This is a genomic window from Tenacibaculum sp. XPcli2-G, assembly GCF_024124505.1.
Lineage (GTDB): Bacteria > Bacteroidota > Bacteroidia > Flavobacteriales > Flavobacteriaceae > Polaribacter > Polaribacter mesophilus.
Window position 1 is genome coordinate 854288 of sequence record NZ_JAMXSH010000001.1, and the last position, 25668, is coordinate 879955.

The following is a 25668-nucleotide window of genomic DNA, read 5'->3' on the forward strand; positions in this document are numbered from 1 at the left end:
AGTTATGTATGCGTTGGTAGATTGTAATAACTTTTATGCTTCTTGCGAACGGGTTTTTAATCCGAATTTGCAAGGAAAACCTGTGGCTATTTTAAGTAATAACGATGGGTGTGTTATTTCAATGAGTGACGAAGCAAAAGACTTGCAACTTCCATTTGGAGCTCCAATTTTTAAGTGGGATCAGTTTTGTAAAAACAATAATATCTCAGTGCTATCGTCAAATTATCCGTTGTATGGTGATATGAGCGCTAGAGTGATGAAAATTTTAGAACAATTTTCTCCAGATGTGGAAGTATACTCTATTGATGAAGCATTTTTACAATTCAAAGGTTTTAATGAATATAATTTTAATTCTTACGGAACTGAAATAAGAAGTAGAATTTTACAATGGACGGGTATTCCAACTTGTGTAGGAATTGCACCAACAAAAGCATTGAGTAAAGTAGCTAATAAAATTGCTCGAAAATTCTTGAAAGAAACAGGTGGAGTGTGTGTGATTGATTCCGAAGAAAAAAGAATAAAAGCATTAAAATGGACTTCTATAGAAAGTGTTTGGGGAATTGGAAGAGGTATACAAAAAAGACTACAAGCTAAAGGATGTATAAAAGCGTATGATTTTACACAGTTAAATGACGATTGGGTGCTGAAAAATTTATCGATTACAGGTTGGAAGTTGAAAAAAGATTTAGAAGGAGATCCTAAAATACAACTAGATGAGCCTACTAACAAAAAAGCAATAGCAACAACCCGAAGTTTTGAATATACATTTTCGGATCTAGATAATATTAAAGAAAGAATCTCAACGTTTGCTGTAAGTTGTGCAGAAAAATTACGTAAGCAAAACTCAAGTTGCCATATGGTAATAGTATTATTGCGTAGTGATTATCATAAAAAAGAGACTAAACAACATCGAGCAAGTAAAACTATTGTACTTCCATATCCGACAAACTCTACATTAACAATAAGTAAAAGTGCAGTACAAGCTGTAACTACTATTTTTAAGGAGGGAATAAAGTATAAAAGAGCAGGAGTAATTGTAACAGGGTTGGTGCCTTCAGACAATTATCAATTAGATATGTTTGCAAAGGAAGACCCGAAGCATGCTTCTTTAATGAGTGTAATAGATAAAATTAATCAGACTTATAAAGCAGATAAGATTAAATTAGCAAACCAAGATTTACAACGTACTTGGAAGATGCGTCAAGAGCGATTATCACCAAAATATACTACAAATATTAACGATATTATTAAAGTAAAATAAGCTTAGTTAAATAACAAATAATAAGATGTTACGAAAATTAAAACCAGTAAAAGCATCAGAAGCATTGACTTTTTTCTTACCAAAAGAGTTAAATGAAAGCGAGGGAACTATCTTTATGGATACAGGTATTTCTGCGGGCTTTCCTTCTCCTGCTGATGATTTCAGGGAAACGCGTATTTCATTAGATGAAGAACTTATTAGAAATAAAGAAGCTACCTTTTTTGCAAGAGTAAGTGGTCAGTCAATGATTGGTGCAGGTTTAGATGATAATGATTTACTGGTAATTGATAGAAGTATTCCGCCAACAAATAATAAGATAGCGGTTTGCTTTTTAGATGGAGAGTTTACGGTAAAACGATTAAGAGTTGAAGGAAGTAAAGTTTGGTTACAGCCTGAAAATCCAGACTACCCAACCATAAAAATTACAGAAGAAAATAATTTTATTATTTGGGGAGTTGTAACTAATGTAATTAAGAAAGTATAAAAAAATCCAGTAAAATTACTGGATTTTTTAGTTGTTTTTTGTTTTGAAACCTTTTGTTTAAAAAGATTAACAAAATTCGTCATAAGCAGCTGCTAAATTTTGAGCAATAGCTTGTGCAGAGCGCCCCTCGATATGATGACGTTCTAACATGTGCACTAAATTACCATCTTTAAATAAAGCAATTGCAGGAGATGATGGAGGGAAAGGAATCATATATTCTCTTGCCTTCGCTGTAGATTCTTTCTCTACACCTGCAAAAACTGTAGTTAAGTTCGTAGGAGTTTTATCTGCTCCTAAAGAAGCAATAGCACCAGGTCTTGCAGTACCTGCAGCACATCCACAAACAGAGTTTACCATTACTAATGTAGTTCCTTCTTTGGCTAAAGCATTGTCAACATCTTCAGCAGTATATAAAGCTTCAAAACCAGCATCAATTAATTGATCACGCATTGGTTTTACTAATTCTTCTGGATACATATTTTTGAATTAAAATTTAAGGCAAAGATACTTCTTTTAGTGCCAACAATCAACCCGAAATAAGTATGGTAGATAGATTGGTAATGTTTTATCTTTGTGGCTTCTAAAAAACAAACAATGGGAAAATTTGCAAAATGGCTTGGAGCAGGAGCCGGTTTTACATTAGGAGGTCCAATAGGAGCTATTATAGGGTTTGCTGTAGGAAGTCTTATTGATGGAATTTCTGTAGAAGATTTTGTACAAGAACAGCAAGAATATCAAAAAAAGACAGGGGGACAACCAAGAAGAGGAAGAGCTACATCAGGAGATTTTGAAATAAGCTTGTTAATATTAGCTTCGGTAGTTATTAAATCTGACGGAAAAATAGATAGGCGTGAACTGGACTATGTTCGTATGTATTTTGTGAAAATGTATGGTAAAGAACGAGCAAATCATGCGTTTAAATTATTCAACGGGATTATTAAGAAACAGGTATCTACACGACAAGTTTGTTTACAAATACGTCAGTATATGTCACATGCTACACGATTACAGTTACTACATTTTTTATTCGGAATAGCAAAAGCAGATGGACAAGTAACTAGTGTAGAGGAAGAAGAGATTAGAAAGATAGCAAGTTACTTGTATATTAACGAATATGATTATTCTTCAATAAAGGCAATGTTTTATGACGAATCTGATAGTGCTTATAAAATGCTTGAAATAACAAAAGAATCCACTAACGATGAGGTAAAGAAAGCATATCGAAGAATGGCAAAAAAATACCATCCAGATAAACTTCAAAATTTAGGAGAAGAACATAAAAAAGGAGCTAAAGAAAAATTCCAAAAAATACAAGCAGCTTATGAACAGATAAAAAAAGAGCGAGGAATAAGCTAGAATAAAAAAAGATAATTATTTTAGTGTTATTTAACTACAAAAGATAAGAGACATGGGGAAACAGTTAGTAGTAATATTTATTTTTCTTAGTGGCATTTGCTTAGGGCAAAGAAAATACACAGCCGACAAATATTTTGAAGTTTTTGCTTATAAAAAGGCAGCAGAACTATATGAGAAAATTTATGATAAAGGAAATAATTCGTACGAAATTGTTAGTCGTTTAGGAGACTCTCATTATTATAACTCAGAGTTTTTAGAAGCAGAGAAATGGTATAAAATTTTAATGGAAAACTATGAGAGTATTACAGAGCCAGAATATTTTTTTAGATATGCACAATCTTTAAAAAGTAATGGAAAAATTAAAGAATCTGATAAATGGCTTTTAAAGTTTAGTGAAATTAAAGAGAATGACTCAAGAGGGCAAGCTTTAGAGAAAAATGAAGGTTATTTTAATAAATATAGTAATGGAAAAAAGAAAACATTTATAAATATAACCAATCTCTCAGTCAATACTCAGTATTCTGATTTTGGTGGGTTTACCTATGATAATAAACTTTATTTTGCCTCTACAAAACCTGTTGGAGAAAATGACAAACTATATAAATGGAACAATCAACCGCATTTAAATATCTACAAAGCAAATGAAGTTTATAATGAAGAAAAACAATTAATAGATTTAGAAAAAGAAGAAATAATTTCATCATTAAGTTCACAATATCACGAATCCAATGCTGTAATTACTTCAGATGGTAAAACAATGTACTTTACCAGAACAAATTTCAATGGAAAGAAATTAGAAGGAGGAGATAATCAAATAGCATATCTTAAAATATATAAAGCAGAGTTTGAAAATGGAGAGTGGAGAAATATAAAGGAACTTCCATTTAATAATGATAATTATTCTGCGGGACATCCAACTTTAAGCGTAGATGAGAAAACATTGTATTTTATTTCAGATATGCCAAATGGTTTTGGGAAAACAGATATATACAAGGTTGCACTTTTAGAAAATAGCACTTACGGAGAACCAGTAAATTTGGGAAAAGAAATAAATACTGAAGGAAGAGAAATGTTTCCTTTCGTCGCTAAAGATAATACCTTGTATTTTGCTTCAGACGGACATCTAGGTTTAGGTGCCCTTGATATTTTTGAATCAAAAAATAATTCAGGTACCTATCAAAAACCAAATAATTTAGGTGCTCCAATAAATGGATCGTATGACGATTTTGCTTTTGTGATAGACGATGAAAAGAACAAAGGTTTCTTCTCTTCTAATAGAAAAGGAGGAAAAGGAGACGATGACATTTATAGCTTTATTTTATATAACTGTAAAGAAGATATAGCAGGTGTAGTATCAGAAGAAAAAAGCAATAAACCAATATTAGGAGCAACAGTTAAATTAATTGATTCTAATGGTAAGGTTCAAGCACAACAAGTAACGGGAAAAAATGGAGACTATAGGTTTGTTGAAGTTGATTGTGAGAAAAAATTTACAGTTATAGCAGAAAAAGAAGATTATAAAGCTTACCCAAAACAATTACAAACTCTTGATGTAAATAAACAGCTTGTTACAGTAAATTTATCGTTAAAACCATTGATTATAGAAGATCAAATTGTGATTAGTCCTATTTATTTTGATTTTGATAAACATACAATAAGAAAAGATGCAGAATATGAGTTAGAACATATTGTTTCGGTAATGAAAAATCACCCAGAAATGATAATTAGAATAGAATCACACACAGATAGTAGAGGATCGAAAGAATACAATAAAAAGCTATCTGATAAAAGAGCAAAATCAACAAAAGCTTACATTGTTTCTAGAGGGATTTCTTCAGAAAGAATAGAAAAAGCAGTAGGTTATGGGGAAGAAAAACTATTAAATAATTGTGACGATACAACAAGCTGCTCTACAAAAGAGCATCAAAAAAATAGAAGATCTTATTTTTATATAGTTAAAAAATAACAATTATAACCTATAAAGTATCAAAAACACCTCAATTTTGAGGTGTTTTTTTATATCTCAAATTCAACAATTACAAGAAAATACGTAATTTCGCACATTCAATTAATAAACCGACAAAATGAGTAAGAAGTTTACTGAATACAAAGGATTGGATTTACCAAAAGTAGCTGAAGAAATATTAAACTATTGGGAAGAAAACAACATCTTTGAAAAAAGTATTACTACACGTGAAGGAAACGAACCATTTGTGTTTTTTGAAGGGCCACCTTCAGCAAACGGTTTGCCAGGAATTCACCACGTAATGGCACGTGCCATTAAAGATATTTTTTGTCGTTATAAAACCCAAAAAGGATACCAAGTTAAGCGTAAAGCAGGTTGGGATACACACGGTTTACCTGTAGAATTAGGGGTTGAAAAAGAATTAGGAATCACCAAAGAAGATATTGGAACAAAAATTACGGTTGAAGAATACAATGAAGCTTGTAAAAAAGCGGTAATGCGTTACACTGATATTTGGAATGACTTAACTCAGAAAATGGGGTATTGGGTAGATATGGAAGATCCATATATTACTTATAAACCAAAATATATGGAATCGGTTTGGTGGTTGTTAAAGCAAATCTATGATAAAGATCTATTGTATAAAGGATATACTATTCAACCGTATTCACCAAAAGCAGGAACAGGATTAAGCTCGCATGAGTTAAATCAACCAGGAACCTATCAAGATGTTACAGATACTACAGTAGTAGCTCAGTTTAAAACAATCAAAGAAACGTTACCAGAATTTTTACAAGTCGAAGGAGATATACATTTTTTAGCTTGGACAACAACTCCGTGGACACTTCCTTCAAACACAGCATTAACGGTTGGTCCAAAGATTGAGTATGTTTTAGTAAAAACATTCAACCAATACACCTTTGAGCCAATTCAAGTGGTGTTGGCTAAAAACTTAGTATCAAAACAATTTGCAGGGAAGAAGTTTAATGAAGTTGAAGATGTAGCGGAATTGGCAAACTACGCTGAAGGAGACAAGCAAATTCCTTACACAGTTGTAAAAGAATTTGTAGGAAAGGACCTAGTAGGTATCAAATATGAACAGTTATTACCATTTACTTTACCATATCAAAATCCAGAAAATGCTTTTAGGGTAATTTCAGGAGATTTTGTGACTACAGAAGACGGTACAGGTATCGTACACACAGCACCTACCTTTGGAGCTGATGATGCGTTAGTTGCAAAACAAGCAACTCCAGAAGTTCCGCCAATGTTGGTACTAGACGAAAATGAGAACCCAGTTCCATTAGTAGACTTACAAGGGAAATTCCGTCCAGAAATGGGAGAATTTGCAGGTAAATATGTGAAGAACGAGTACTATGCTGATGGAGAAGCTCCTGAAAGATCAGTAGATGTTGAGTTAGCGATTCAATTAAAAGAAGAAAATAAAGCCTTTAAGGTTGAAAAATATGTGCACAGTTATCCGAATTGTTGGCGTACCGATAAACCAATTTTATACTATCCATTAGATTCTTGGTTTATCAAGGTAACCGATGTAAAGGATAAGATGTTCGATTTAAATGAAACGATAAACTGGAAACCAAAATCAACAGGAGAAGGACGTTTTGGTAACTGGTTAAAAAATGCGAATGACTGGAACTTATCACGTTCTCGTTTTTGGGGAATTCCATTACCTATTTGGCGAACAGAAGACGGAACAGAACAAATCTGTATTGGTTCTGTAGCTGAATTAAAAGAAGAAATCCAAAAGTCAGTGGATGCAGGAGTAATGTCTGAAGATATTTTTGCTGATTTTGAAGTAGGAAATATGTCTGAAGATAACTACGATAAAATCGATTTACATAAAAATGTAGTCGATAAAATCACGTTAGTTTCGGCATCAGGAAAACCAATGAAGCGCGAAAGTGATTTAATTGATGTTTGGTTCGATTCTGGTTCTATGCCTTATGCACAGTGGCATTATCCGTTTGAAAATAAAGAATTAATAGAAGATAAAGAAAGTTACCCAGCGAATTTTATTGCAGAAGGGGTAGATCAAACTCGTGGATGGTTCTATACCTTACATGCAATAGGAACAATGGTGTTTGACTCTGTAGCCTATAAAAATGTAGTATCTAACGGATTGGTGTTAGATAAAAATGGACAAAAAATGTCAAAGCGTTTAGGAAATGCGGTAGATCCGTTTACAACATTGTCAGAGTTCGGTCCAGATGCTACGCGTTGGTATATGATTTCGAATGCGAACCCATGGGACAACTTAAAATTTGATATTGCAGGAATAGAAGAGGTAAAACGTAAATTCTTCGGAACTTTATATAACACCTATTCATTCTTCTCACTATATGCAAATATTGACAACTTTACGTATAGCGAAGCTGAAATAGCTATTAATGAACGACCAGAGATTGATCGTTGGATTTTATCTGAATTAAATACCTTAGTTCAAAAAGTAGATAAATTCTATGCTGAATATGAGCCTACCAAGGCAACCAGAGCTATTTCTGATTTTGTACAAGATCACCTAAGTAACTGGTATGTACGTTTATGTAGAAGACGTTTCTGGAAAGGAGAGTATGCACAAGATAAAATCTCTGCATACCAAACGTTATACACCTGTATGTTAACGGTAGCTAAATTAGGATCTCCAGTAGCTCCTTTCTTTATGGATCGTTTATATAAAGATTTAGTGAATGCTACAGGAAAAGAAAGTTTTGAAAGTGTACATATAGCAGAGTTTCCAAAATACAATGCTGATCTAGTTGATAAGTCGTTAGAGCGTAAAATGGAAAATGCACAAACAATTTCGTCATTAGTTCTATCTCTAAGGGCTAAAGAGAAAATTAAAGTGCGCCAGCCGTTACAAAAAATAATGATTCCTGTATTAGATGCAGTTCAGAAGGAAGAAATTTTAGCTGTTGCAGACTTAATCAAGTCAGAAGTAAACGTTAAAGAGATCGAATTATTAGACGATGCTTCAGGAATTTTAGTAAAACAAATCAAACCAAATTTTAAAGCATTAGGACCTAAATTTGGTAAGGAAATGAAGTTGATAGCTAATAAGATACAAGGATTTACACAAGAAGATATCATTAAAATAGAAAAAGAAGGTGAAATTTCTGTGGAAATTAACGATAAAATGATTACTTTAGGAACCGCTGATGTGGAGATTTCATCGAAAGATATCGAAGGGTGGTTGGTAGCCAACGCAGAAGGGTTAACTGTAGCTTTAGATGTTACAATAAACGACGAATTACGCAAAGAAGGTGTGGCAAGAGAATTAGTTAATAGAATTCAAAACGCACGAAAAGACACAGGTTTAGAAGTAACCGATAAAATAAAATTAACCATTTTGCAGGCTGATGATTTAAAAGAATCGGTATTGGCAAATGAAAACTACATTAAAGCAGAAACATTAACAAACGAATTAGTTTTTGTTGATGTTTTAAGTAATGGTACAGAAATTGAGTTTGATACCATTAAAAGTAGAATGTTAATTGAAAAAATATAGCATTATGGATGATGTTAAAATAAGATATTCAGACAGTGATTTACAAGAGTTTAAGGAAATCATTCAAAAGAAAATTGAAAAAGCAGAAGAAGATTTAAGGTTGCTACAAGCATCATATAAAAACGGTTCAGATAACGGAACCGATGATACGTCGCCAACATTTAAATCTTTTGAAGAAGGATCTGATACAATGGCTAAAGAGGCAAACATGCAGTTAGCTATTCGTCAAGAAAAGTTTATTCGCGATTTAAAAAATGCCTTAGTTCGTATTGAAAATAAAACCTATGGTATTTGTAGAGTTACTGGTAAGCTAATTCAAAAAGAACGTTTAAAGTTAGTACCACATGCTACTTTAAGTATCGAAGCAAAACGAAAACAATAACTTTTAAAGTTAAAATAAATAGAGCCTCTTTTAGAGGCTTTTTTTGTATGAAAAAATATCTATTGTTATTACTTATACTAAGTATCCAGTTTCTTTACTGTCAAGAAAAAATAATACAGAAAAGAAAAATGTTAGTAAACGAACTCGAAGTGGTTACTTACGGTTTGGATGATATTGTAATTGAAAATTCAAAAGATGGACAACTCGAAGTAGTTTTATTAGATGAAAATCCACATACACACAATATCCTATTCAAAAAAGAAGGAGAAGTCTTTACAATAGCATTTGAATTAAATATTCCAACATTAAAAAACGAAGTCTTTCGAAAATATATAACGAGGAGGCTAGAAAGAGCCAGAGCAGTTATAAAAGTTCCCAAAAACAAACATATAAGCATTCATGGAAAAACTATCGGAATAACTTCAAAAAGTTATAAAGGAGATGTAAATATTTATATAGAAAGAGGAAATATAAAGTTAAATACAGTTAAAGGAAACTCAAATATAGATCTTTTCCAAGGCAATGTTTTTGCTAATATTGATAAACAAACAGGTTTGGGTTTAAAAACTAACAACGGAACAATCCTTATAAATGGAAAAAGAAAAATATCTCCATTTTCTAAAGAAGTGACACCTGTTTCTAAAATACTTACTATAAATTCTATTCATGCGAATATTAATATTGAATTAAAGTAATTAACAAAAAATTATAAAAATTAGACGTAACAAAAGAAGTTTCATTTTGTCTAATGGTTAATTAAAAACTAAGAAATGAATAAAAGCATACTAACCACAGCAACCATTGCAGCATTATTATTAACAAGCTGTAATTCTACTAAAAAAGCAACAAATGATTTAGCTGTTCAAACCCCCATTGTAACGACTTTAGATTTAACAAAAGTTGACAATGATAAAGTACCAGTAACTGTTAACCCAGGCAGGTTTACAATTGAAAAAGTAACATATAGATTGCCAAGAGTTGTCCAAGGAACCTATTCTGTGAGTGATTTTGGTAAATATGTAGACAGCTTTAAGGCTTTAGATTATGAAGGAAATGAACTAGAGGTAACAAAAGTTGATACGAATACTTGGGAAATTACCAATGCTGAAAAATTAGATAAAGTAACGTATTTAGTAAACGATACTTTTGATATGGAAGTTTCAGGGGGAATTGGAGGAGAAACCCCATTTTCACCCGCAGGAACAAATATAGAGTCTACAAATTATGTGCTTAACCTTCACGGATTTGTGGGGTATTTTGATTCTTTAAAAAACAATCAATATAAGTTAGATGTTGTTTCGCCTACCAATTTTAAAAGAACTTCCGCTTTACAAGAAGTTGGAACAAAAACAAGTGAAGACGGCTCAACTTTAACGTCGAGCTATTTTGCTCCACGTTATTTTGATATTACAGATAACCCTATGTTTTATGGAGAATTAGATGTAGAAGAGTTCAAAGTTGGTGATATTAAAATTGTATTAAGTGTATATTCTCCAAACAAAAAACACTCAGCTGAAAAAATTAAAGCTGTAATGGAAAAAATGATGCAAGCGCAAAAAGCATATTTAGGAAGCATTAATAGTACGGCACGTTATGATATTTATTTATACTTATCTGACGGAACTGAAAAAGCACCTAAAGGATTTGGAGCTTTAGAACATCATACATCAACAGTAGTAGTATTACCAGAAGCAATGCCAGATGAAGCATTAGCAAAAAGCATGATAGATGTAGTATCTCATGAGTTTTTTCATATTGTAACTCCGTTAAGTGTACATTCAGAAGATGTACATTACTTCGATTACAACCAACCAACATTCTCTAAACATTTATGGATGTATGAAGGAATTACAGAATACTTTGCTACATTATTTCAAGTAAACCAAGGTTTGGTAACAGAAGATGAATTTTACAGTAAAATTATGGGTAAAATTAAAACTGCATCTTCTATGAATGATGCTATGAGTTTTACTAAAATGAGTGAAAATGTATTAGACGAGCCTTATGCTTCTCAGTATTACAATGTGTATCAAAAAGGAGCTTTAATAGGTATGTGTATTGATATTTTAATGCGTGAAGAAAGTAATGGAAATAGAGGTGTGTTATCATTAATGAAAGAGTTGTCATTAAAATATGGGAAAAACAAACCATTTGAAGATGATAAGTTAATTGGAGAAATTACTGAAATGACCTATCCATCAATAGGAGCATTTTTAAACACACACGTAGTAGGAGGTACACCAATTAATTATAATGAGTTTTTTGCTAAAGCAGGATTAGTGTTAGATGAATCAAAAGTGAAAACAAATTATATCCAAAATGATGGAGCTATGATTGTTAGACCAGATAAAGCGACACAAACTATCCGATTTACAGAAGCTGTAAAAGACAACAGCTTTTGGGCTGAAAATGGAGCACAACCTAATGATGCAATCAAAGAAGTTGATGGAGTGGCTGTGACAAAGGAAAGTGCAAATCAAATTTTTACGAAAATGTTTATGTGGCAACCAGGAAACGAAGTTGAAGTAAAATTAGAAAGAGATGGGAAAGAGGTGGTTATTAAAACAACTTTAACTCAATCATATACAAAAGGAACTAGTTTAAAAGATGATCCTAATGCAACACAAAAGCAAAAAGAACTAAGAAAAGCTTGGTTAAAAGGATAGTTTCTTTTTATTAATATAAATTAAGACCAGTATGACTAAAAGTCTATTGGTCTTTTTCTTTCTATAAATCAGAAGAAAAACATAAAAATAGTTTTCTTATTTTTGTTTCCATTAAATAAAAAAAATGTCTAAAAAACACATCGCAATACTTACCGTAATTCTGGCAATTTTAATTGATCAAATTAGTAAAATTTACATCAAAACACATTTTCAGCTAGGAGAAGAAGTAGTTGTTTTTAATGATTGGTTTAGAATTCATTTTACCGAGAATAATGGTATGGCATGGGGCTTTGAATTTGGAGGGAAAACAGGGAAGTTATTTTTAACTTTATTTAGAGTTGTTGCAGTTACAGGTATTGTGTATTGGTTATGGCAAACAATAAAACGAAAGGCACATACCGCTGTTATTGTCGCTATTGCATTAATTTTAGCAGGAGCAGTAGGCAATATCATCGATTCTGTTTTTTATGGTGTAATTTTCGACTCTTCTTATCATAATGTTGCTACACTTTTTTCAGATAATCCTTACGGAGAATTATTTCATGGAAAAGTAGTAGATATGTTATACTTTCCTATTTACGAAGGAGAAAACTTTACCTTTTTTAATGCTATTTTTAATGGTGCAGATTCTTGGATAACGATTGGAGTAGCTTTACTATTTTTATTTAATAAGCAAGCATTTCCAAAAGAAGAAGAAACAAAACAAGCTTCATAAAAGTACTTTAGATACTTTTCCTATATTTATAGAAAAAGAAAACGATGCGTTTATTAAAATATCTTGCTGTTTTTGTACTAGGATTTTTAATTGCAAAATTCTGGTATGAGAAGAAGGAAGAAAAGTACGAGCAAGAAGAAATTCAGGTGGTTTTAAACGGAATCCAAAACCTAAGTAAATTAGTAGTTTCAGAAGGAAATTTCTCTGAAATGTACAGTTTTACGGATGCTAAAAAATACTTTTATGGATATCTTACATTTGAAAAAAAAGCAATGCTTTCTGTGAATGCAAAGGTTGAGGTTGGTTACGACTTATCGAAATTAGAAATTCAAATAGATAGTGTTGATAAACAAATTATTATTAAAAAAATTCCTGAGGAAGAAATTCTAATTTCCCCTGATATTAAGTATTTTGATTTGCAGCAAAGTCAGTTTAATACTTTTTCTAAGCAAGAACTAAACAAGCTCAACACTAAAGCTATTGAAAAGATTAAATCAACAATAACGGTTTCTCAACTACAAAAAGATGCTAAAACACGTTTGTTTGAAGAACTATCTAAGATTTACCAACTTTCTAAAATTTATAATTGGAAAGTGGTGGATAATACTAACTCAAAGATGTTTGAATCGTTGTTGTTAAAAGATTAATTTTTTTAAAAGTATATTTGATGTAGTTTAAAAATAAGTTATGAGAAAAATATATGGAATTGCTATGCTATTTTTGGTATTAATGGCATGTAAAAAAGAAGAAAAAGAAAAGCTAATTTATACCCAAGATGTAGACAATTATTGGAAAGCGTACGATAAGATAACTTCTACCAAAGATTCAGTTTTACAATCAAAATATTTAAAAGAGGAATTTTTAGATAAAGCTTCTATTGGGCAAAAAACAATGTTTAAAGTTAGAAACTGCACTCCTCAAGAGTACATAGAAAACATTAATGATTATCCCAAATTTTGGAACTCTATTAAGGAAAATACTATAAAAAGTAAAGGTTTAAGTTCAGAGATAGACAATGGACTACAAAAATTAAAGCAAATTTACCCAGACTTAAAACCGGCTAAAGTGTACTTTACTGTTGGAGCATTTAGAACTGGAGGAACAGCAGTAGATAGTTTAGTGATTTTTGGTGTAGATATGCAAATGTTGGATGAAAACATTAATACTTCTGAGTTAAAAAAAAGCCTAGATAATGTAAAAAATTTTCAAAAAACAAATCCAATCAATAATGTAAAGTTTACAGGAGTTCATGAGTTTGTTCATACACAACAAAAACCTTTTTCAAGAGAGAGTTTATTAGTAGCAAGCCTATATGAAGGAGTAGCAGAGTTTGTTGCTGAAAAAGCTTTAGGAGAAAAGTCTAGTATGGAAGGTATAGAATACGGTAAGAAAAATACTCAAGTTATTAAAGATCAATTTGAAATAGAAATGTTCAACAAAGCTTATTCTTATTGGTTGTGGAGTTCGATGTCAAATAAATTTAATCAGAGAGATTTAGGGTATTTTATTGGATATAAAATTGCTGAAAAATACTATGATGATTTTGATAAAGATAAAAATTTAGCAATAAAAAATCTTATAGAGTTAGATTATGGTAATAACGAAACCATCATTGAATTTGTAGATTCAGTTAAATTTTTTGATAAACCAATTTCTGAAATAAGAAAAGAAAATGAAATGCATAGACCTTATGTGGTTTCTATAAAAGAATTTAAGAATAATGATACTGATGTAGACCCAGCTATAAAAACACTAACTATTGAGTTTTCTGAACCCATGAATCATTTTAGTAATTTTAAATTTGGGCCTTTGGGAAAGGAAAATGTAATACAGTTTACTGGTTTCAAGGGGTGGTCAAAAGATAAAACTAAATTAGTTTATGAAGTCTCATTAAAGTCAAACTTAAGGCAACAGTTGTTAGTTAGTGATGTATTTCAATCTAATAAAGGATATCCATTACAACCATACCTTATAGATATAACGACGAAGTAACAAAAAACCTTGGACTAAATTATCCAAGGTTTTTTATATTAATTAGGTAACTTCTTACTCAATAAACCATAAATAAAAGCTCCTATAAGAGCTCCTAAGAGTACAATAATCATAGGGATTATTCCTTGTCCAATCAAAACAAAAATAGGAGCAGGGCATGCACCTGCCAACGCCCAGCCTAATCCAAAGATAGTGCCGCCAACTAAAGTTCTAATAAAGCCTTTCTTTTTGTCTTTGATGTTAATTTGGTTCCCTAAGTAATCTTTAATTTTTCCGATTTTAAAGAAATACATAAGTATTGCAGAAATAGCTACGGCAGAACCAATAATACCATACATGTGAAAAGATTGGAATTTAAACATTTCATAAATTCGATACCAAGAAACAGCTTCTGATTTAGATAAAATAATTCCGAAAACTATACCAATAACTAAAAATTTTATATTCTTCATCTTAACCAAATATTAAAGGGAATAGAGCCCAAGTCATTATTAAACCACCAATAAAAAAACCAATTACTGCAATTAAAGAAGGTAATTGAAAACTACTTAGTCCTGTAATGGCATGTCCTGAGGTACATCCTCCTGCATAACGAGTTCCAAATCCAATTAAAATTCCAGCAACTAATAAAATTGTAAAACCTTTTAAGGTTAACATGTTTTCAATGCTGAAAATTTCATTAGGTACATAGGTTTCTCCTGCATTTTGAAAACCTAAATTAGCTAATTCATTTACAGTTGTTCGGTTTAAATCAATTTTTGGTGTAGCAGAGAGGTAGTTAATGGCTATATATCCTCCAATTACTAAACCAATTAAAAAAACAATAGCCCAATCACGTTCTTTCCAATCTTTCTTAAAATAATCAGATACTTTACCTGCTCCAACCATGGTACACATGGTTTCTAAATTAGTTGATACTCCAAAATTTTTACCGAAATAAAAGAATAAAAATAGTATAAAGGCGATAAGTGGCCCAGATACATACCACGACCATGGTTGTAATATAAAATCCATTATAATATGTTTTTTAAATAAGTGATAATGTTTTTTGTTGCTCCCACATTTTTTAAAATATAATTGTGGTTAACTTTCCCCATTTGCTCTCTTAGTTTTTTGTCTGATTGTAATAAAGCAAAATTACTGGAAAATTCATTAGTATTTGTAACGGTCTTTGCACCTCCTATTTCTAGTAAATCAATTGCTTCTTGAAACTTACTGTATTTATTACCACCAAAAATAACAGGAACACCATATGTTGCTGGTTCTAAAATATTATGTAAACCAGTAGCGAGTCCACCACCTACATAGGCAGCATCAGCGTATGAATATATTTTGGTAAGTAAGCCAATAGTGTCAATTATAAAAACTTGATATCCTGATAACTCTTTGTTTAGGTTTTCAGAGTAAAGAACAGTTTTTTTATTGATTGAGTTTTGTAACTCTTTAATCTGTTTTTTATTGATGTTATGTGGAGCAATAATAAACTTTTCATCATCAGTTGCGTGATTATTTAAATAATCTACAATAAGTTCTTCGTCTTCTTTCCAAGTACTTCCCGCAACAACAGTGTAATGATTATTTTTAAATTCAGAAATAAAATCTAAAGAGTTGTTTTGTTGTAAAATATCGTATACGCGATCAAATCGAGTATCACCAGCAATGGTTACGTTATTAAAATTAATAGAATTTAATAAGTCTTTAGAAGTTTTGTTTTGTACAAAAAAGTGATTAAAAACAGTTAGTTTTTCACGCATAAAACCTCCATACCATTTAAAAAAGGATTGTTTTTTTCTAAAAATTCCTGAAATTAAAATCGTAGGAACATTATGCTTTTTTAATTCTGAAAGAAGGTTAGGCCAAAACTCATACTTTATCATAATAGCCATATCTGGATGTACTTTTTTGATGAATTTTTTAACGTTCGATTTTGTGTCTAATGGTAAATAGCAAATAACATCAGCAAAAGGATAGTTTTTTCTTATCTCATATCCAGAAGGGGAGAAAAAAGTAACAACTATTTTATAACCTGTATAAAGCTGTTTTAACTCTTCAATAATAGGTCTTCCTTGTTCAAACTCTCCTAAAGAAGCAGCATGAAACCAAATTACTTTATCAGTTTTGGAAATACTGTTTAGTCTTGAAAATGTTTCTTTTCTCCCTTCATAAAATAACTTTATTTTTTTGTTGAATAAAGCTGTTAATGGGAGTAATATAGATATTACAGAAAGAAGTAAATTATATAAAAAATTCATTATGCGAATTTATGAAATAAAAAAATCAGTGAAGTTACTCACTGATTTTTCATTCTATGTTGAAATATGTTATGATTCCATTTCAAAATCTTCCATGAACTTAGTGGTATAATTACCTGCTACGTAATCTGGATGATCCATTAATTGTCTGTGGAAAGGAATTGTTGTTTTTACACCTTCAATAACATACTCATCTAATGCGCGTTTCATCTTGTTAATCGCTTCTTCACGAGTTTGTGCAGTAACAATTAACTTAGAAATCATTGAGTCATAGTTTGGTGGAATCATATACCCAGCATACACGTGAGTATCGATACGAACACCATGACCACCTGGAGCATGGTATGAAGTTATTTTTCCTGGAGCAGGTCTAAATCCGTTATAAGGATCTTCTGCATTAATTCTACATTCAATTGAGTGTAATTGTGGCTTGTAGTTTTTACCTGAAATTGGCACACCAGCCGCAACCAAGATTTGTTCACGAATTAAATCATAGTCTACAACTTCTTCAGTAATTGGATGCTCTACCTGAATACGAGTATTCATTTCCATAAAGTAGAAGTTACGGTGTTTGTCTACTAAGAACTCAACTGTACCAGCACCTTCATACTTAATATATTCAGCAGCCTTTACAGCAGCAGCTCCCATAGCATCACGTAATTCTTCTGTCATGAATGGAGAAGGAGTTTCCTCAGTTAATTTTTGGTGACGACGTTGAACTGAACAATCTCTTTCAGATAAGTGACAAGCTTTACCATAAGCATCACCTACTACTTGGATTTCAATATGGCGAGGTTCTTCAATTAACTTCTCCATATACATATCGTCATTTCCAAAAGCAGCTTTAGATTCTTGTCTTGCAGAATCCCAAGCATCTTTTAAATCTTCAGCTTTCCAAACAGCACGCATACCTTTACCACCACCACCAGCAGATGCTTTTAACATTACAGGGTATCCCGTTTCTACAGCGACTTTTTCACATTCTTCAAATGTGGTAATTACACCGTCACTACCTGGTACACACGGTACTCCAGCAGCTTTCATGGTAGCTTTAGCATTCGCTTTGTCTCCCATTTTATCAATCATCTCAGGAGAAGCTCCGATAAATTTAATTTCGTGCTCTTCACATAGTTTTGAGAATTTAGCGTTTTCAGCTAAGAAACCATATCCTGGGTGAATTCCGTCAGCATTTGTAATCTCTGCAGCTGCTATGATGCGATCCATTTTCAAATAAGACTCGCTACTTGGAGCAGGTCCAATACAAACAGCTTCATCAGCAAATCGTACGTGTAAACTTTCAGCATCTGCTTTTGAGTAAACAGCTACTGTTTTAATCCCCATCTCTTTACAGGTTCTAATTACACGTAGCGCGATTTCGCCTCTATTGGCAATTAATATCTTTTTAAACATGTCTTTTAGTTTATGAGTTTATTGGGTTTAGTTGTTTAAGAGTTTAGCATAGCTAAACTTCTAAACTTAAAACTTCTAAACCAAAAATTATGATGGGTCTACTAAAAATAATGGTTGATCAAATTCTACTGGAGAAGAATCATCCACTAATACTTTAACGATTTTACCAGATACTTCTGATTCAATTTCGTTAAATAATTTCATTGCTTCAATGATACAAACAGTATCACCAACTTTTACTTCTGTTCCTACTTCAGCAAAATTAGGTTTATCTGGAGAAGGTTTTCTGTAGAAAGTACCAATGATAGGTGATTTTATAGTTACATATTTTGAGTCGTCAGTAGATTCAGCTGCTACTGGGGCTGCAGCTGGTGTAGCTGGTTGTGCTACTGGTGCAGGAGCCATCATTTGTGTAGCTGCTGCAGGAGCAGGGGCTTGAATAATAGTAGTTTCAGGAGTGTCACTTCCAGTTTTAATGGTGATTTTAATATCTTCCATCTCTAGCTTTACTTCACTTGCACCTGACTTAGCTACAAACTTTATAAGACTTTGAATTTCTTTAATGTCCATTTTCCTAAATTTTAGTTGTTTAGTTTATGAGTTATAGGCCCATTTTAAATAGATAGCTCCCCATGTGAAGCCTCCACCAAATGCGGCAAAAATTAAATTATCTCCTTTTTTCAACTCTTTTTCATAGTCAGCAAGTAACAACGGTAAAGTAGCAGACGTTGTATTTCCATACTTATGAATGTTCATCATTACTTTATCATCTTCTAAGCCTACTCTATTAGCAGTAGCTTCGATGATTCTTTTATTAGCTTGGTGTGGTACTAACCACTGAATGTCATCTTTTGTTAAGTTGTTTCTGGTTAACATTTTTTCAGAAACATCTGCCATGTTAGAAACAGCAAACTTAAATACAGTTCTTCCTTCTTGATGAACAAAATGTTGCTTGTTTTTAACAGTGTCTTCTGATGCTGGTAAAATTGAGCCACCTGCATCGATTTTTAAGAATTCTCGACCAATTCCGTCGCTTCTTAAATACTCATCTTGTAACCCTAAACCGTCGTTATTAGGTTCAAATAAAACAGCACCTGCCCCATCTCCAAAGATGATACAAGTAGCTCTATCGCTATAATCAATAATTGATGACATTTTATCGGCACCAATTAACAATACTTTTTTATATCTACCGCTTTCAATATAACTAGAGGCAGTTGACATACCGTATAAAAAACTAGAGCAAGCCGCTTGTAAATCATAAGAAAAAGCATTTACGGCTCCTATTTTAGAAGCTGTATAAGCTGCTGTTGAAGCTACAGGCATATCTGGAGTAGCAGTTGCTACAATAACCATGTCAATGTCTTCAGGGTTTGTATTTGATTTTTGAAGTAAATCTTCTGCTGCTTTTATTGCCATGAAAGAAGTTCCAAGACCTTCGCCTTTTAAAATTCTTCTTTCTTTGATTCCTGTTCTCGTAGTAATCCACTCATCATTGGTGTCTACCATTGTTTCTAGCTCCTTATTAGTTAGAGCATGTTCTGGAATATATTTTCCTACCGCTGTTATAGCTGCAGTTATTTTAGTCATAGTTGTTTGTTTTGTAGTAAAACGAGTTTTCAAAGTAATGAAAATTATTTCACTTTTTTATAGAAAAAAACATCAAAAAGAGTATTTTTTGATGTAAAAACATAAAAAAACCCTCAAAGTAGAGGGTTTTTTTATTTTTTAAACTAGTTTTTAAGCCTCAGCAGCAGCACTTTCTAATACTACTTGACCTCTGTAATAAAGTTTTCCTTCATGCCAGTGAGCTCTGTGGTATAAATGAGCTTCTCCAGTTGTAGGATCAACAGCTATTTGAGGTACAGAAGCTTTATAGTGAGTTCTTCTTTTATCTCTTCTAGTTTTAGATATTTTTCTCTTTGGATGTGCCATTTTATGTCTTATTTATCTGTTAGTAAATCCTTTAATTTATCCCATCTAGGGTCTGTTGATGTTTCTTCAACAGTTTTTTCTTCGTTTATTTTTAATTCCTCTAATTTTCTTAAAGCATCCGATTGCATAGTACCATCAACAACATTTGGGTGTACTCTTTTGCTCGGTACTGATAACACAATTAACTCATATATATATTGAGAAACATTTACTTGATAAGCTTCATGTGGAAGTATCAAGATTTCATCGTGTTCATCATTAAACTCAGGTCCAAACTTAACAACTAAATCTAAATTACCATTGATTGGTAAATCAAATAATTCATTAGTAATGTCACAAGGAACATTAACTGTTCCGCTTATGTTAAAAGCAAGCTCTAATAAAGTGCTTTTTTTAACAAATGTAACATCAGCTTTTATGTTAGCGTTGTTAAACTCGTCAAACTGAAATGCTTCAAAGAACGTTTTGTCAATTTGATATTCAAACAAATGACTTCCTTCTTTTAAACCTACAAAAGGTATGTTGAATTGTTTTAAGTCTTTCATCTACAACTATCAATTTGAGCGTGCAAAGATATAAAAAATGTTTTTACTTTTATGTTTTGAGTAAAAAAAATGAACTATTTTGCTTTTAATGCGCTTTTTGTAAGTTCTTGATACTCTTTTCGGTTCTTAAATATTTGTAATGAGGTAAATAAGGCTTCTTTAAAAGATGTGGGATTAGCATTATTTTTACCAGCAATATCAAATCCAGTTCCATGGTCTGGAGAGGTTCTTACCTTGCTCAAACCAGCAGTGAAATTTACACCATTTCCAAACGATAAAGCTTTGAATGGAGCCAAACCTTGGTCGTGATACATGGCTAAAACTCCGTCAAATTGTTCATAGGTTTTTGAACCAAAGAAACCGTCGGCTGCATACGGGCCAAAAACTAATTTACCAGTTTCTTTAATTTCAGTAATAGTAGGGCGAATAATTTCGTCATCTTCAGTACCAATTATCCCATTGTCACCACAATGTGGATTTAGCCCTAATACTGCAATTTTAGGTTTGCTAATATTAAAATCTTGTTTTAAAGAGTTGTACATAATTTCAACTTTAGATTTTATAAGCTCAGGAGTAATGGCTTCAGAAACTTTAGAAACAGGAATATGACCAGTTATTAAACCAATACGTAATTCATTTGTCATTAAAATCATTAAACTTCTTCCATCAAAGTTTTCTTCTAGATATTCTGTATGCCCTGGGAACTTAAATTCTTCAGATTGAATATTTTCTTTGTTAATAGGAGCTGTAACAATAAGATCTATTTGATTCTTTTTTAAAGCCCCAACAGCTGCTTGTAATGATTTTAAGGCAAATTTACCACCTTCTTCAGTAGTTTTACCTAAGTCTACCTTAACCTCTTCTTTCCAACTGTTTAATAAATTAACTTTACCATGAACAAGTTTATCTAAAGAAGTAATTCCATGAATACTGGTGTTAAGTCTTAAAGTCTTTTTATGATATGAAATCAATTTGTTTGAAGCAAATAAAACTGGAGTGCAAAAATCAAGCATTCGTTTGTCTTCAAATGTTTTTAAAATAATTTCGATACCAATTCCATTAATGTCCCCAACCGAAATTCCGACAATAATTTTGTTTGCTTTATCCATAGTTTACTTTCGTAGGTAAAGTTGTATTTTTGATGCTAACAAAAGTAACTAAATTTTTATAGAATGTTTACCGGAATAATAGAAACTCTTGGAATTGTAAAAGGCATTGAGCGTGAAAAAGAAAATTTACACCTTACAATAAAAAGTACAATAACCAATGAATTAAAAATAGATCAGAGTGTAGCACATAATGGTGTTTGCTTAACAGTTGTTGCAATTGATAAGGATGAGTATACAGTTACAGCTATAAAAGAAACACTAGATAAAACGAATATAGGTGATTTACAGGTAGGAGATGAGATAAACCTTGAAAGAGCAATGAAGTTAGGGGCTCGATTAGATGGGCACATAGTACAAGGACATGTAGATGGAACAGGGGTTTGTAAAAATATAGAAGATGCTGAAGGGAGTACAGTTTTTACTCTTTCATATGATTTTGATGGAACAAATATCACTATTGAAAAAGGTTCAATTACTATAAACGGTGTAAGTTTAACGGTGGTTAACTCAAAAAAAGATGAATTTAGCGTGGCTATTATTCCATACACTTACGAGCATACAACCTTTAAAAACTTTAAAATAGGTGCCAAAGTGAATTTAGAATTTGATGTGATTGGGAAATATGTGGCTAGATTACATGCTTTAAGAGGATAAGATAAAATTATAAAAATTGCATGAAAACCATGGAACTATTTAAGTCTATTGCCTTATGTTTTTCTGGAGGAGGATATAGAGCTGCTTGTTTTTCATTAGGAACATTGTCTTTATTAGAAAAAGTAGGTTTACTAGAAAATGTAAAAGCAATTTCTACCGTTTCTGGAGGAACAATTACCGGGGTTAAGTATGCACAATCTCAAATTGAAGGAAAAGAGTTTCAAACTTTTTTTGATGAGTATTATGCGTGGTTAGCAAAGGATGAGTTAACAAGTAATGCACTTAGTCACTTGAGATGGCCTTTAATTTGGAATCAGCCCGAAAATAAGCACAAGCGAAAAAATCCGATTAATGCGTTTGCTATAGAGTATAATAAGCTAACAAATAATGCAACTTTGGGAGAGGTTCAAGATGCAATTAGCGAAGGAAAAACGCATTTAGAAAGGGTGATTTTTAATGCTACAGATTTTGATAGTACACATCAGTTTAGGTTTCAAAATATAAAAGGAAATCAAAAAAGGTTTGGAAATGGAAAAGCACATAGCAAATATAAAGGAGTTATTAATGATATAAAATTAGGAGATGTAATAGCTGCTTCTACAGCATTTCCGGGAGGATTTGAGCCTATAGGTTTTCCGTACGATTTTACTCCGAAGCATAATGATTTAGAGGAAATAGGATTGATGGATGGAGGTATTGTAGATAATCAAGGTGCTTCTGTTTTTGTGTCTGAAGCGCAAAATCAATGTGAAGGAAAACCTGAACTTCATGATTTATATTTTTTGTGTGATGTTTCATCACCATATCCAGGAGAGGGTTTTAAATTTGCTTCTGATTCTTGGTTTAGTAAGTATGTGTCCTATGTGTCTAGCGCTTTTACCTTATTATTTATGTTGATAGTTACCGTGTTTTTTGGAGTACAAAAGATGATGGTTTGGTACACAATAAGTGTTGTAGTATTAGCTTTTTTGGTGTTTATTCACTTTCTGTTTTTTTCATTATCTAAATTAATGCAAAATGAAACAGGTGTAGATCAAAGGTTATATTTACCACCAAGAAGAGTTGGTTTTTATATACTTAACAGAGCAAAATCGTTGGTTCGAATGGCAAGTGTAGTTTTTCTTAAAAATGATAGGAGGCAACATGCAAATGCGATTTATAGTACTTTTCCAAATAAAATAATTACATCTACAGTGTATGAGTTACGATGTAAAGATGCTTCAGGAAATCAAACAACCCGACCAGAGAACGAGAGAGGTTGGGAGGGAATAAAGAAATATACAGGGGGTATAAGCGAAGCAATTATTAAAAATTCAAATAAAAGCGCATCGTTTGGCACAACTCTATGGTTCACGAAAAAAGATAAGGCAAATGGTATGTTAAACAGTGTTATTGCATGTGGAGAGTATACTGCTTGTTATAATTTGTTATCATATCTAATTATTCAATATGGTGACAGAGCTACTGAAATGCTAATTTTTAAAAAATTATTATCTCTTTGGAAGAAATTTCAAGAAAACCCCCATTTTTTAGTAGAGGAGCGTCAAGAAAAATTAAAAACGATGAAAGGGTAAATATTCATCGTTTTCTAGTTTTAAAAAATTAAAGTTTTTATTGTGCTTACGATAGTATTAAGAACTTTATTTTTAAAATGACCTAAGCTTATTTTTGAAATACCTACGGCTTGTAAAGCTTTCATTTGAAATAAGTCTTTCTGGCTTTTTACAAGCCATTCAAAATCTTCTACGGTAAGTTTTCCTTGTGCTAATAAAGACGTCCATCTTTCTAGTTTGTCTTTTGAATCATTCAAGAATAGTTCAATGTCTTTTTTAGATTCTTGTGAAAATTCACTAAACTTATCACTAAATAAAGAGATTAGTGATTTTTTTAATTCTTGTAATATTTTTTCGAAATCCATAGCGTATTAATTGTTTGAAAGAAGTTGTAATAATTTGTTTTTTGTAGCAGGTTCTTTTTTGCTTTCGTATTCAAGTAACAGATTAAATGCCTCAGTTATTTGCCCTTTAGCTTCTGTAATAAAAAAAGGAGAAAGCTTATCCTTTTCTTTCCATCGTTTTAAAAAACCAGCAAGTAAGTTTTTGTCTTGGTCAGCTAATAACAACCACATTTTATAGGTTATCTCGTTGTTGGGCTTGTATTTCTCGTATTCAACAATTTTAGCAATTTCATTTTGTAGTTTTTCAATTTCTTTACTGTTTTCTTCGTAAGGATTTTCAGCTTTGTCTATAAGTTGAGTAGCATCTATTTTTATTTCAATAGTTTTTTGAAATGAGTATTGATCGTATGGAGCTGTTTTAAGAATACTACAAGAAGAAAGAAAAGCAGTAATGAGGATTAAAATAAAGAAGAGTTTGTTAGTTTTCATAGTTAAGTTAATTTTTACCGAATAAATTTAATAATTTCTAAAAAAAGAATTAGAGATAAAACCCTGAAAATTTCATAGGGTTTTAATGGTAGATGTTTTTAAAAATAAACTTGAATAGTATTATAAAAAAGGGAGTTGAATTTTCAACTCCCTTTTTTATGAGGCAATATAGTGTTTTACAACCCATAAAGGAATATGTAAATCTTGTGTAAATAACTCTTCTGTTACACTTCCTACTAAAAGAGAAGTGAAGTTATTATGCCCTTTATCTGCTACAAATAAAATATCAGTTTTGTCTTTTTCTGCAATAGCTCTTATTTTTTCAGGAATACTGTCATCACCAGCAGAAGCTTTTATTGTTTCTACGTTTGAAGCTTTTGTTTTATTAAGTAGTTTCTCAAATTGCAAGCTAACGTGTTTTTCCACTTTTTCGCGAGCTTTATCTATTTTAATGTAAGGAAAAAATAACTGAGGGATTTTAAAAACATTTAATACTTTTAATGTAGGTTGTTCTTTCTTTTTGTTAATGGAAGAAGCGGTGTTGAAAGCTTTAAGAGAGGCCGAAGAAAAATCGGTTGCAATCATTAGGTTTTCTGGATTTAGATTGGCTTCTTTAGGAATAGAAAGAATATTGCATTTTGCCATTCGTAATAGTTTTCCTGAAACCGACCCAGATCCTTTGTAAGTGTTTTTATTACCTAAAATAATTAAATCAGCATGATATTTATTAGCAACATAGCTAATTAAGCTCTCTGTATAAGCATCGTCAGAAACTAATAACTCATAATTACAATCGGCATCAAAATGTTTGTTGATGCTGTTGTCTAACTCCTCTTCAATAATATCTTCAATACTAATGTTTTCTAACTGTTCAGAAAATAAGTTGCTTATTTCATACTTTTTTACATTATGAATAAAATATACATTCTCTGTTTCATGGTTTTTTGCAAGCATGCTACAATACTTAATAAGTGTAACATCTAGTTCGGAAAGATCTAAGGCAACTAGTATATTTTTAATTTTCATAAT

26 protein-coding genes are annotated in these 25668 nt (G+C 31.7%); 13 read left to right on the top strand and 13 right to left on the bottom strand.

Features of this window, described 5'->3' with window-relative positions:
- The first annotated feature begins 4 nt into the window (after positions 1 to 4).
- Positions 5 to 1261, top strand: coding sequence for a Y-family DNA polymerase (locus NH341_RS03825; protein ID WP_159493479.1), 1257 nt, complete (start codon positions 5 to 7; stop codon positions 1259 to 1261).
- 25 nt (positions 1262 to 1286) lie between these two features.
- A complete protein-coding gene (locus tag NH341_RS03830) occupies positions 1287 to 1745 on the top strand; it encodes a LexA family transcriptional regulator (RefSeq protein ID WP_159493480.1) in 459 nt (152 codons plus the stop codon).
- A 66-nt stretch (positions 1746 to 1811) separates the two neighbouring features.
- Here the strand turns inward: NH341_RS03830 and NH341_RS03835 are convergent, their stop codons facing one another.
- Positions 1812 to 2222: a BrxA/BrxB family bacilliredoxin gene (locus NH341_RS03835; RefSeq protein ID WP_073182156.1), complete on the bottom strand. Its 411-nt coding sequence runs from the start codon at positions 2220 to 2222 to the stop codon at positions 1812 to 1814.
- Positions 2223 to 2339: 117 nt separating this feature from the next.
- Between NH341_RS03835 and NH341_RS03840 the strand changes: the two genes are divergently transcribed.
- The 9 genes from NH341_RS03840 (at position 2340) to NH341_RS03880 (ending at position 14348) form a co-directional block, all read left to right on the top strand.
- Positions 2340 to 3101, top strand: coding sequence for a TerB family tellurite resistance protein (locus tag NH341_RS03840; RefSeq protein WP_073182153.1), 762 nt, complete (start codon positions 2340 to 2342; stop codon positions 3099 to 3101).
- 52 nt (positions 3102 to 3153) lie between these two features.
- Positions 3154 to 5067: an OmpA family protein gene (locus tag NH341_RS03845; protein ID WP_253055719.1), complete on the top strand. Its 1914-nt coding sequence runs from the start codon at positions 3154 to 3156 to the stop codon at positions 5065 to 5067.
- 118 nt (positions 5068 to 5185) lie between these two features.
- On the top strand, positions 5186 to 8593 hold the full coding sequence (gene ileS / locus NH341_RS03850) for an isoleucine--tRNA ligase (RefSeq protein ID WP_253055720.1): 3408 nt from the start codon (positions 5186 to 5188) through the stop codon (positions 8591 to 8593).
- A 4-nt stretch (positions 8594 to 8597) separates the two neighbouring features.
- A complete protein-coding gene (locus NH341_RS03855; RefSeq protein ID WP_047790047.1) occupies positions 8598 to 8975 on the top strand; it encodes a TraR/DksA C4-type zinc finger protein in 378 nt (125 codons plus the stop codon).
- 128 nt (positions 8976 to 9103) lie between these two features.
- The gene (locus tag NH341_RS03860; protein WP_253055721.1) at positions 9104 to 9670 is read left to right on the top strand and encodes a hypothetical protein; all 567 of its coding nucleotides are present in this window, start codon (positions 9104 to 9106) and stop codon (positions 9668 to 9670) included.
- A 75-nt stretch (positions 9671 to 9745) separates the two neighbouring features.
- Positions 9746 to 11641 (top strand): peptidase M61, encoded by a 1896-nt coding sequence (locus tag NH341_RS03865; protein ID WP_253055722.1) that lies wholly within the window; start codon positions 9746 to 9748, stop codon positions 11639 to 11641.
- Between the two features lie 124 nt (positions 11642 to 11765).
- Positions 11766 to 12356, top strand: coding sequence for a lipoprotein signal peptidase (locus tag NH341_RS03870; protein WP_047789939.1), 591 nt, complete (start codon positions 11766 to 11768; stop codon positions 12354 to 12356).
- Between the two features lie 44 nt (positions 12357 to 12400).
- Entirely contained in the window at positions 12401 to 13003 is a 603-nt protein-coding gene (locus NH341_RS03875) for a DUF4230 domain-containing protein (RefSeq protein WP_073182145.1), read from the top strand.
- Positions 13004 to 13043: 40 nt separating this feature from the next.
- Positions 13044 to 14348 (top strand): hypothetical protein, encoded by a 1305-nt coding sequence (locus tag NH341_RS03880; RefSeq protein WP_253055723.1) that lies wholly within the window; start codon positions 13044 to 13046, stop codon positions 14346 to 14348.
- 38 nt (positions 14349 to 14386) lie between these two features.
- Here NH341_RS03880 and NH341_RS03885 read toward each other — a convergent pair whose 3' ends face one another.
- From NH341_RS03885 to pdxA, 9 genes are all read right to left on the bottom strand, one after another.
- Positions 14387 to 14800 carry a DUF6691 family protein gene (locus NH341_RS03885; protein WP_253055724.1) on the bottom strand — a complete coding sequence of 138 codons (414 nt, stop codon included), beginning with the start codon at positions 14798 to 14800 and terminating at the stop codon, positions 14387 to 14389.
- Between the two features lies 1 nt (position 14801).
- On the bottom strand, positions 14802 to 15362 hold the full coding sequence (locus NH341_RS03890) for a YeeE/YedE family protein (RefSeq protein WP_253055725.1): 561 nt from the start codon (positions 15360 to 15362) through the stop codon (positions 14802 to 14804).
- Complete coding sequence (locus NH341_RS03895) at positions 15362 to 16600, bottom strand: 3-deoxy-D-manno-octulosonic acid transferase (RefSeq protein WP_253055726.1); 1239 nt, start codon at positions 16598 to 16600, stop codon at positions 15362 to 15364. Before NH341_RS03895 ends, NH341_RS03890 begins: the two co-directional genes overlap by 1 nt.
- Positions 16601 to 16669: 69 nt before the next feature.
- A complete protein-coding gene (accC, locus tag NH341_RS03900) occupies positions 16670 to 18010 on the bottom strand; it encodes an acetyl-CoA carboxylase biotin carboxylase subunit (RefSeq protein ID WP_073182137.1) in 1341 nt (446 codons plus the stop codon).
- 87 nt (positions 18011 to 18097) lie between these two features.
- Positions 18098 to 18580, bottom strand: a complete 483-nt coding sequence (gene accB, locus NH341_RS03905) for an acetyl-CoA carboxylase biotin carboxyl carrier protein (RefSeq protein WP_047789946.1) — start codon at positions 18578 to 18580, stop codon at positions 18098 to 18100.
- 24 nt (positions 18581 to 18604) lie between these two features.
- Positions 18605 to 19600: a beta-ketoacyl-ACP synthase III gene (locus NH341_RS03910; RefSeq protein ID WP_047789947.1), complete on the bottom strand. Its 996-nt coding sequence runs from the start codon at positions 19598 to 19600 to the stop codon at positions 18605 to 18607.
- Positions 19601 to 19750: 150 nt separating this feature from the next.
- Positions 19751 to 19945 (bottom strand): 50S ribosomal protein L32, encoded by a 195-nt coding sequence (gene rpmF / locus NH341_RS03915; protein ID WP_047789948.1) that lies wholly within the window; start codon positions 19943 to 19945, stop codon positions 19751 to 19753.
- Between the two features lie 8 nt (positions 19946 to 19953).
- Positions 19954 to 20490, bottom strand: a complete 537-nt coding sequence (locus tag NH341_RS03920) for a DUF177 domain-containing protein (RefSeq protein ID WP_159493489.1) — start codon at positions 20488 to 20490, stop codon at positions 19954 to 19956.
- 74 nt (positions 20491 to 20564) lie between these two features.
- Positions 20565 to 21599 (bottom strand): 4-hydroxythreonine-4-phosphate dehydrogenase PdxA, encoded by a 1035-nt coding sequence (pdxA, locus tag NH341_RS03925; RefSeq protein ID WP_253055727.1) that lies wholly within the window; start codon positions 21597 to 21599, stop codon positions 20565 to 20567.
- A gap of 63 nt (positions 21600 to 21662) precedes the next feature.
- On the opposite strand from pdxA, the gene NH341_RS03930 reads away from it, so the two are divergent.
- Both NH341_RS03930 and NH341_RS03935 read left to right on the top strand, forming a co-directional pair.
- On the top strand, positions 21663 to 22253 hold the full coding sequence (locus NH341_RS03930) for a riboflavin synthase (RefSeq protein ID WP_253055728.1): 591 nt from the start codon (positions 21663 to 21665) through the stop codon (positions 22251 to 22253).
- 29 nt (positions 22254 to 22282) lie between these two features.
- Positions 22283 to 23827, top strand: a complete 1545-nt coding sequence (locus tag NH341_RS03935; RefSeq protein ID WP_253055729.1) for a patatin-like phospholipase family protein — start codon at positions 22283 to 22285, stop codon at positions 23825 to 23827.
- Between the two features lie 20 nt (positions 23828 to 23847).
- On the opposite strand, the gene NH341_RS03940 is transcribed toward NH341_RS03935, so the two are convergent.
- The 3 genes from NH341_RS03940 to NH341_RS03950 form a co-directional block, all read right to left on the bottom strand.
- Positions 23848 to 24171: a hypothetical protein gene (locus NH341_RS03940; protein WP_253055730.1), complete on the bottom strand. Its 324-nt coding sequence runs from the start codon at positions 24169 to 24171 to the stop codon at positions 23848 to 23850.
- Between the two features lie 6 nt (positions 24172 to 24177).
- Positions 24178 to 24639, bottom strand: a complete 462-nt coding sequence (locus NH341_RS03945; protein ID WP_159493494.1) for a hypothetical protein — start codon at positions 24637 to 24639, stop codon at positions 24178 to 24180.
- 156 nt (positions 24640 to 24795) lie between these two features.
- Positions 24796 to 25665 carry a universal stress protein gene (locus tag NH341_RS03950; protein WP_053056727.1) on the bottom strand — a complete coding sequence of 290 codons (870 nt, stop codon included), beginning with the start codon at positions 25663 to 25665 and terminating at the stop codon, positions 24796 to 24798.
- Between the last annotated feature and the right edge of the window lie 3 nt (positions 25666 to 25668).

Bases quoted from the DNA above. Each gene is read 5' to 3' on its own strand.
- NH341_RS03855 (WP_047790047.1), top strand. From the start codon at position 8,598: ATGGATGATGTTAAAATAAGATATTCAGACAGTGATTTACAAGAGTTT.
- NH341_RS03860 (WP_253055721.1), top strand. From the start codon at position 9,104: ATGTTAGTAAACGAACTCGAAGTGGTTACTTACGGTTTGGATGATATT.
- accC (WP_073182137.1), bottom strand. From the start codon at position 18,010: ATGTTTAAAAAGATATTAATTGCCAATAGAGGCGAAATCGCGCTACGT.
- ileS (WP_253055720.1), top strand. From the start codon at position 5,186: ATGAGTAAGAAGTTTACTGAATACAAAGGATTGGATTTACCAAAAGTA.
- NH341_RS03835 (WP_073182156.1), bottom strand. From the start codon at position 2,222: ATGTATCCAGAAGAATTAGTAAAACCAATGCGTGATCAATTAATTGAT.
- NH341_RS03825 (WP_159493479.1), top strand. From the start codon at position 5: ATGTATGCGTTGGTAGATTGTAATAACTTTTATGCTTCTTGCGAACGG.
- NH341_RS03945 (WP_159493494.1), bottom strand. From the start codon at position 24,639: ATGAAAACTAACAAACTCTTCTTTATTTTAATCCTCATTACTGCTTTT.
- NH341_RS03830 (WP_159493480.1), top strand. From the start codon at position 1,287: ATGTTACGAAAATTAAAACCAGTAAAAGCATCAGAAGCATTGACTTTT.
- NH341_RS03880 (WP_253055723.1), top strand. From the start codon at position 13,044: ATGAGAAAAATATATGGAATTGCTATGCTATTTTTGGTATTAATGGCA.
- rpmF (WP_047789948.1), bottom strand. From the start codon at position 19,945: ATGGCACATCCAAAGAGAAAAATATCTAAAACTAGAAGAGATAAAAGA.
- NH341_RS03885 (WP_253055724.1), bottom strand. From the start codon at position 14,800: ATGAAGAATATAAAATTTTTAGTTATTGGTATAGTTTTCGGAATTATT.
- NH341_RS03910 (WP_047789947.1), bottom strand. From the start codon at position 19,600: ATGACTAAAATAACTGCAGCTATAACAGCGGTAGGAAAATATATTCCA.
- NH341_RS03940 (WP_253055730.1), bottom strand. From the start codon at position 24,171: ATGGATTTCGAAAAAATATTACAAGAATTAAAAAAATCACTAATCTCT.
- NH341_RS03935 (WP_253055729.1), top strand. From the start codon at position 22,283: ATGGAACTATTTAAGTCTATTGCCTTATGTTTTTCTGGAGGAGGATAT.
- NH341_RS03950 (WP_053056727.1), bottom strand. From the start codon at position 25,665: ATGAAAATTAAAAATATACTAGTTGCCTTAGATCTTTCCGAACTAGAT.
- NH341_RS03930 (WP_253055728.1), top strand. From the start codon at position 21,663: ATGTTTACCGGAATAATAGAAACTCTTGGAATTGTAAAAGGCATTGAG.
- NH341_RS03870 (WP_047789939.1), top strand. From the start codon at position 11,766: ATGTCTAAAAAACACATCGCAATACTTACCGTAATTCTGGCAATTTTA.
- NH341_RS03875 (WP_073182145.1), top strand. From the start codon at position 12,401: ATGCGTTTATTAAAATATCTTGCTGTTTTTGTACTAGGATTTTTAATT.
- pdxA (WP_253055727.1), bottom strand. From the start codon at position 21,599: ATGGATAAAGCAAACAAAATTATTGTCGGAATTTCGGTTGGGGACATT.
- NH341_RS03845 (WP_253055719.1), top strand. From the start codon at position 3,154: ATGGGGAAACAGTTAGTAGTAATATTTATTTTTCTTAGTGGCATTTGC.
- NH341_RS03840 (WP_073182153.1), top strand. From the start codon at position 2,340: ATGGGAAAATTTGCAAAATGGCTTGGAGCAGGAGCCGGTTTTACATTA.
- NH341_RS03920 (WP_159493489.1), bottom strand. From the start codon at position 20,490: ATGAAAGACTTAAAACAATTCAACATACCTTTTGTAGGTTTAAAAGAA.
- NH341_RS03895 (WP_253055726.1), bottom strand. From the start codon at position 16,600: ATGAATTTTTTATATAATTTACTTCTTTCTGTAATATCTATATTACTC.
- accB (WP_047789946.1), bottom strand. From the start codon at position 18,580: ATGGACATTAAAGAAATTCAAAGTCTTATAAAGTTTGTAGCTAAGTCA.
- NH341_RS03865 (WP_253055722.1), top strand. From the start codon at position 9,746: ATGAATAAAAGCATACTAACCACAGCAACCATTGCAGCATTATTATTA.
- NH341_RS03890 (WP_253055725.1), bottom strand. From the start codon at position 15,362: ATGGATTTTATATTACAACCATGGTCGTGGTATGTATCTGGGCCACTT.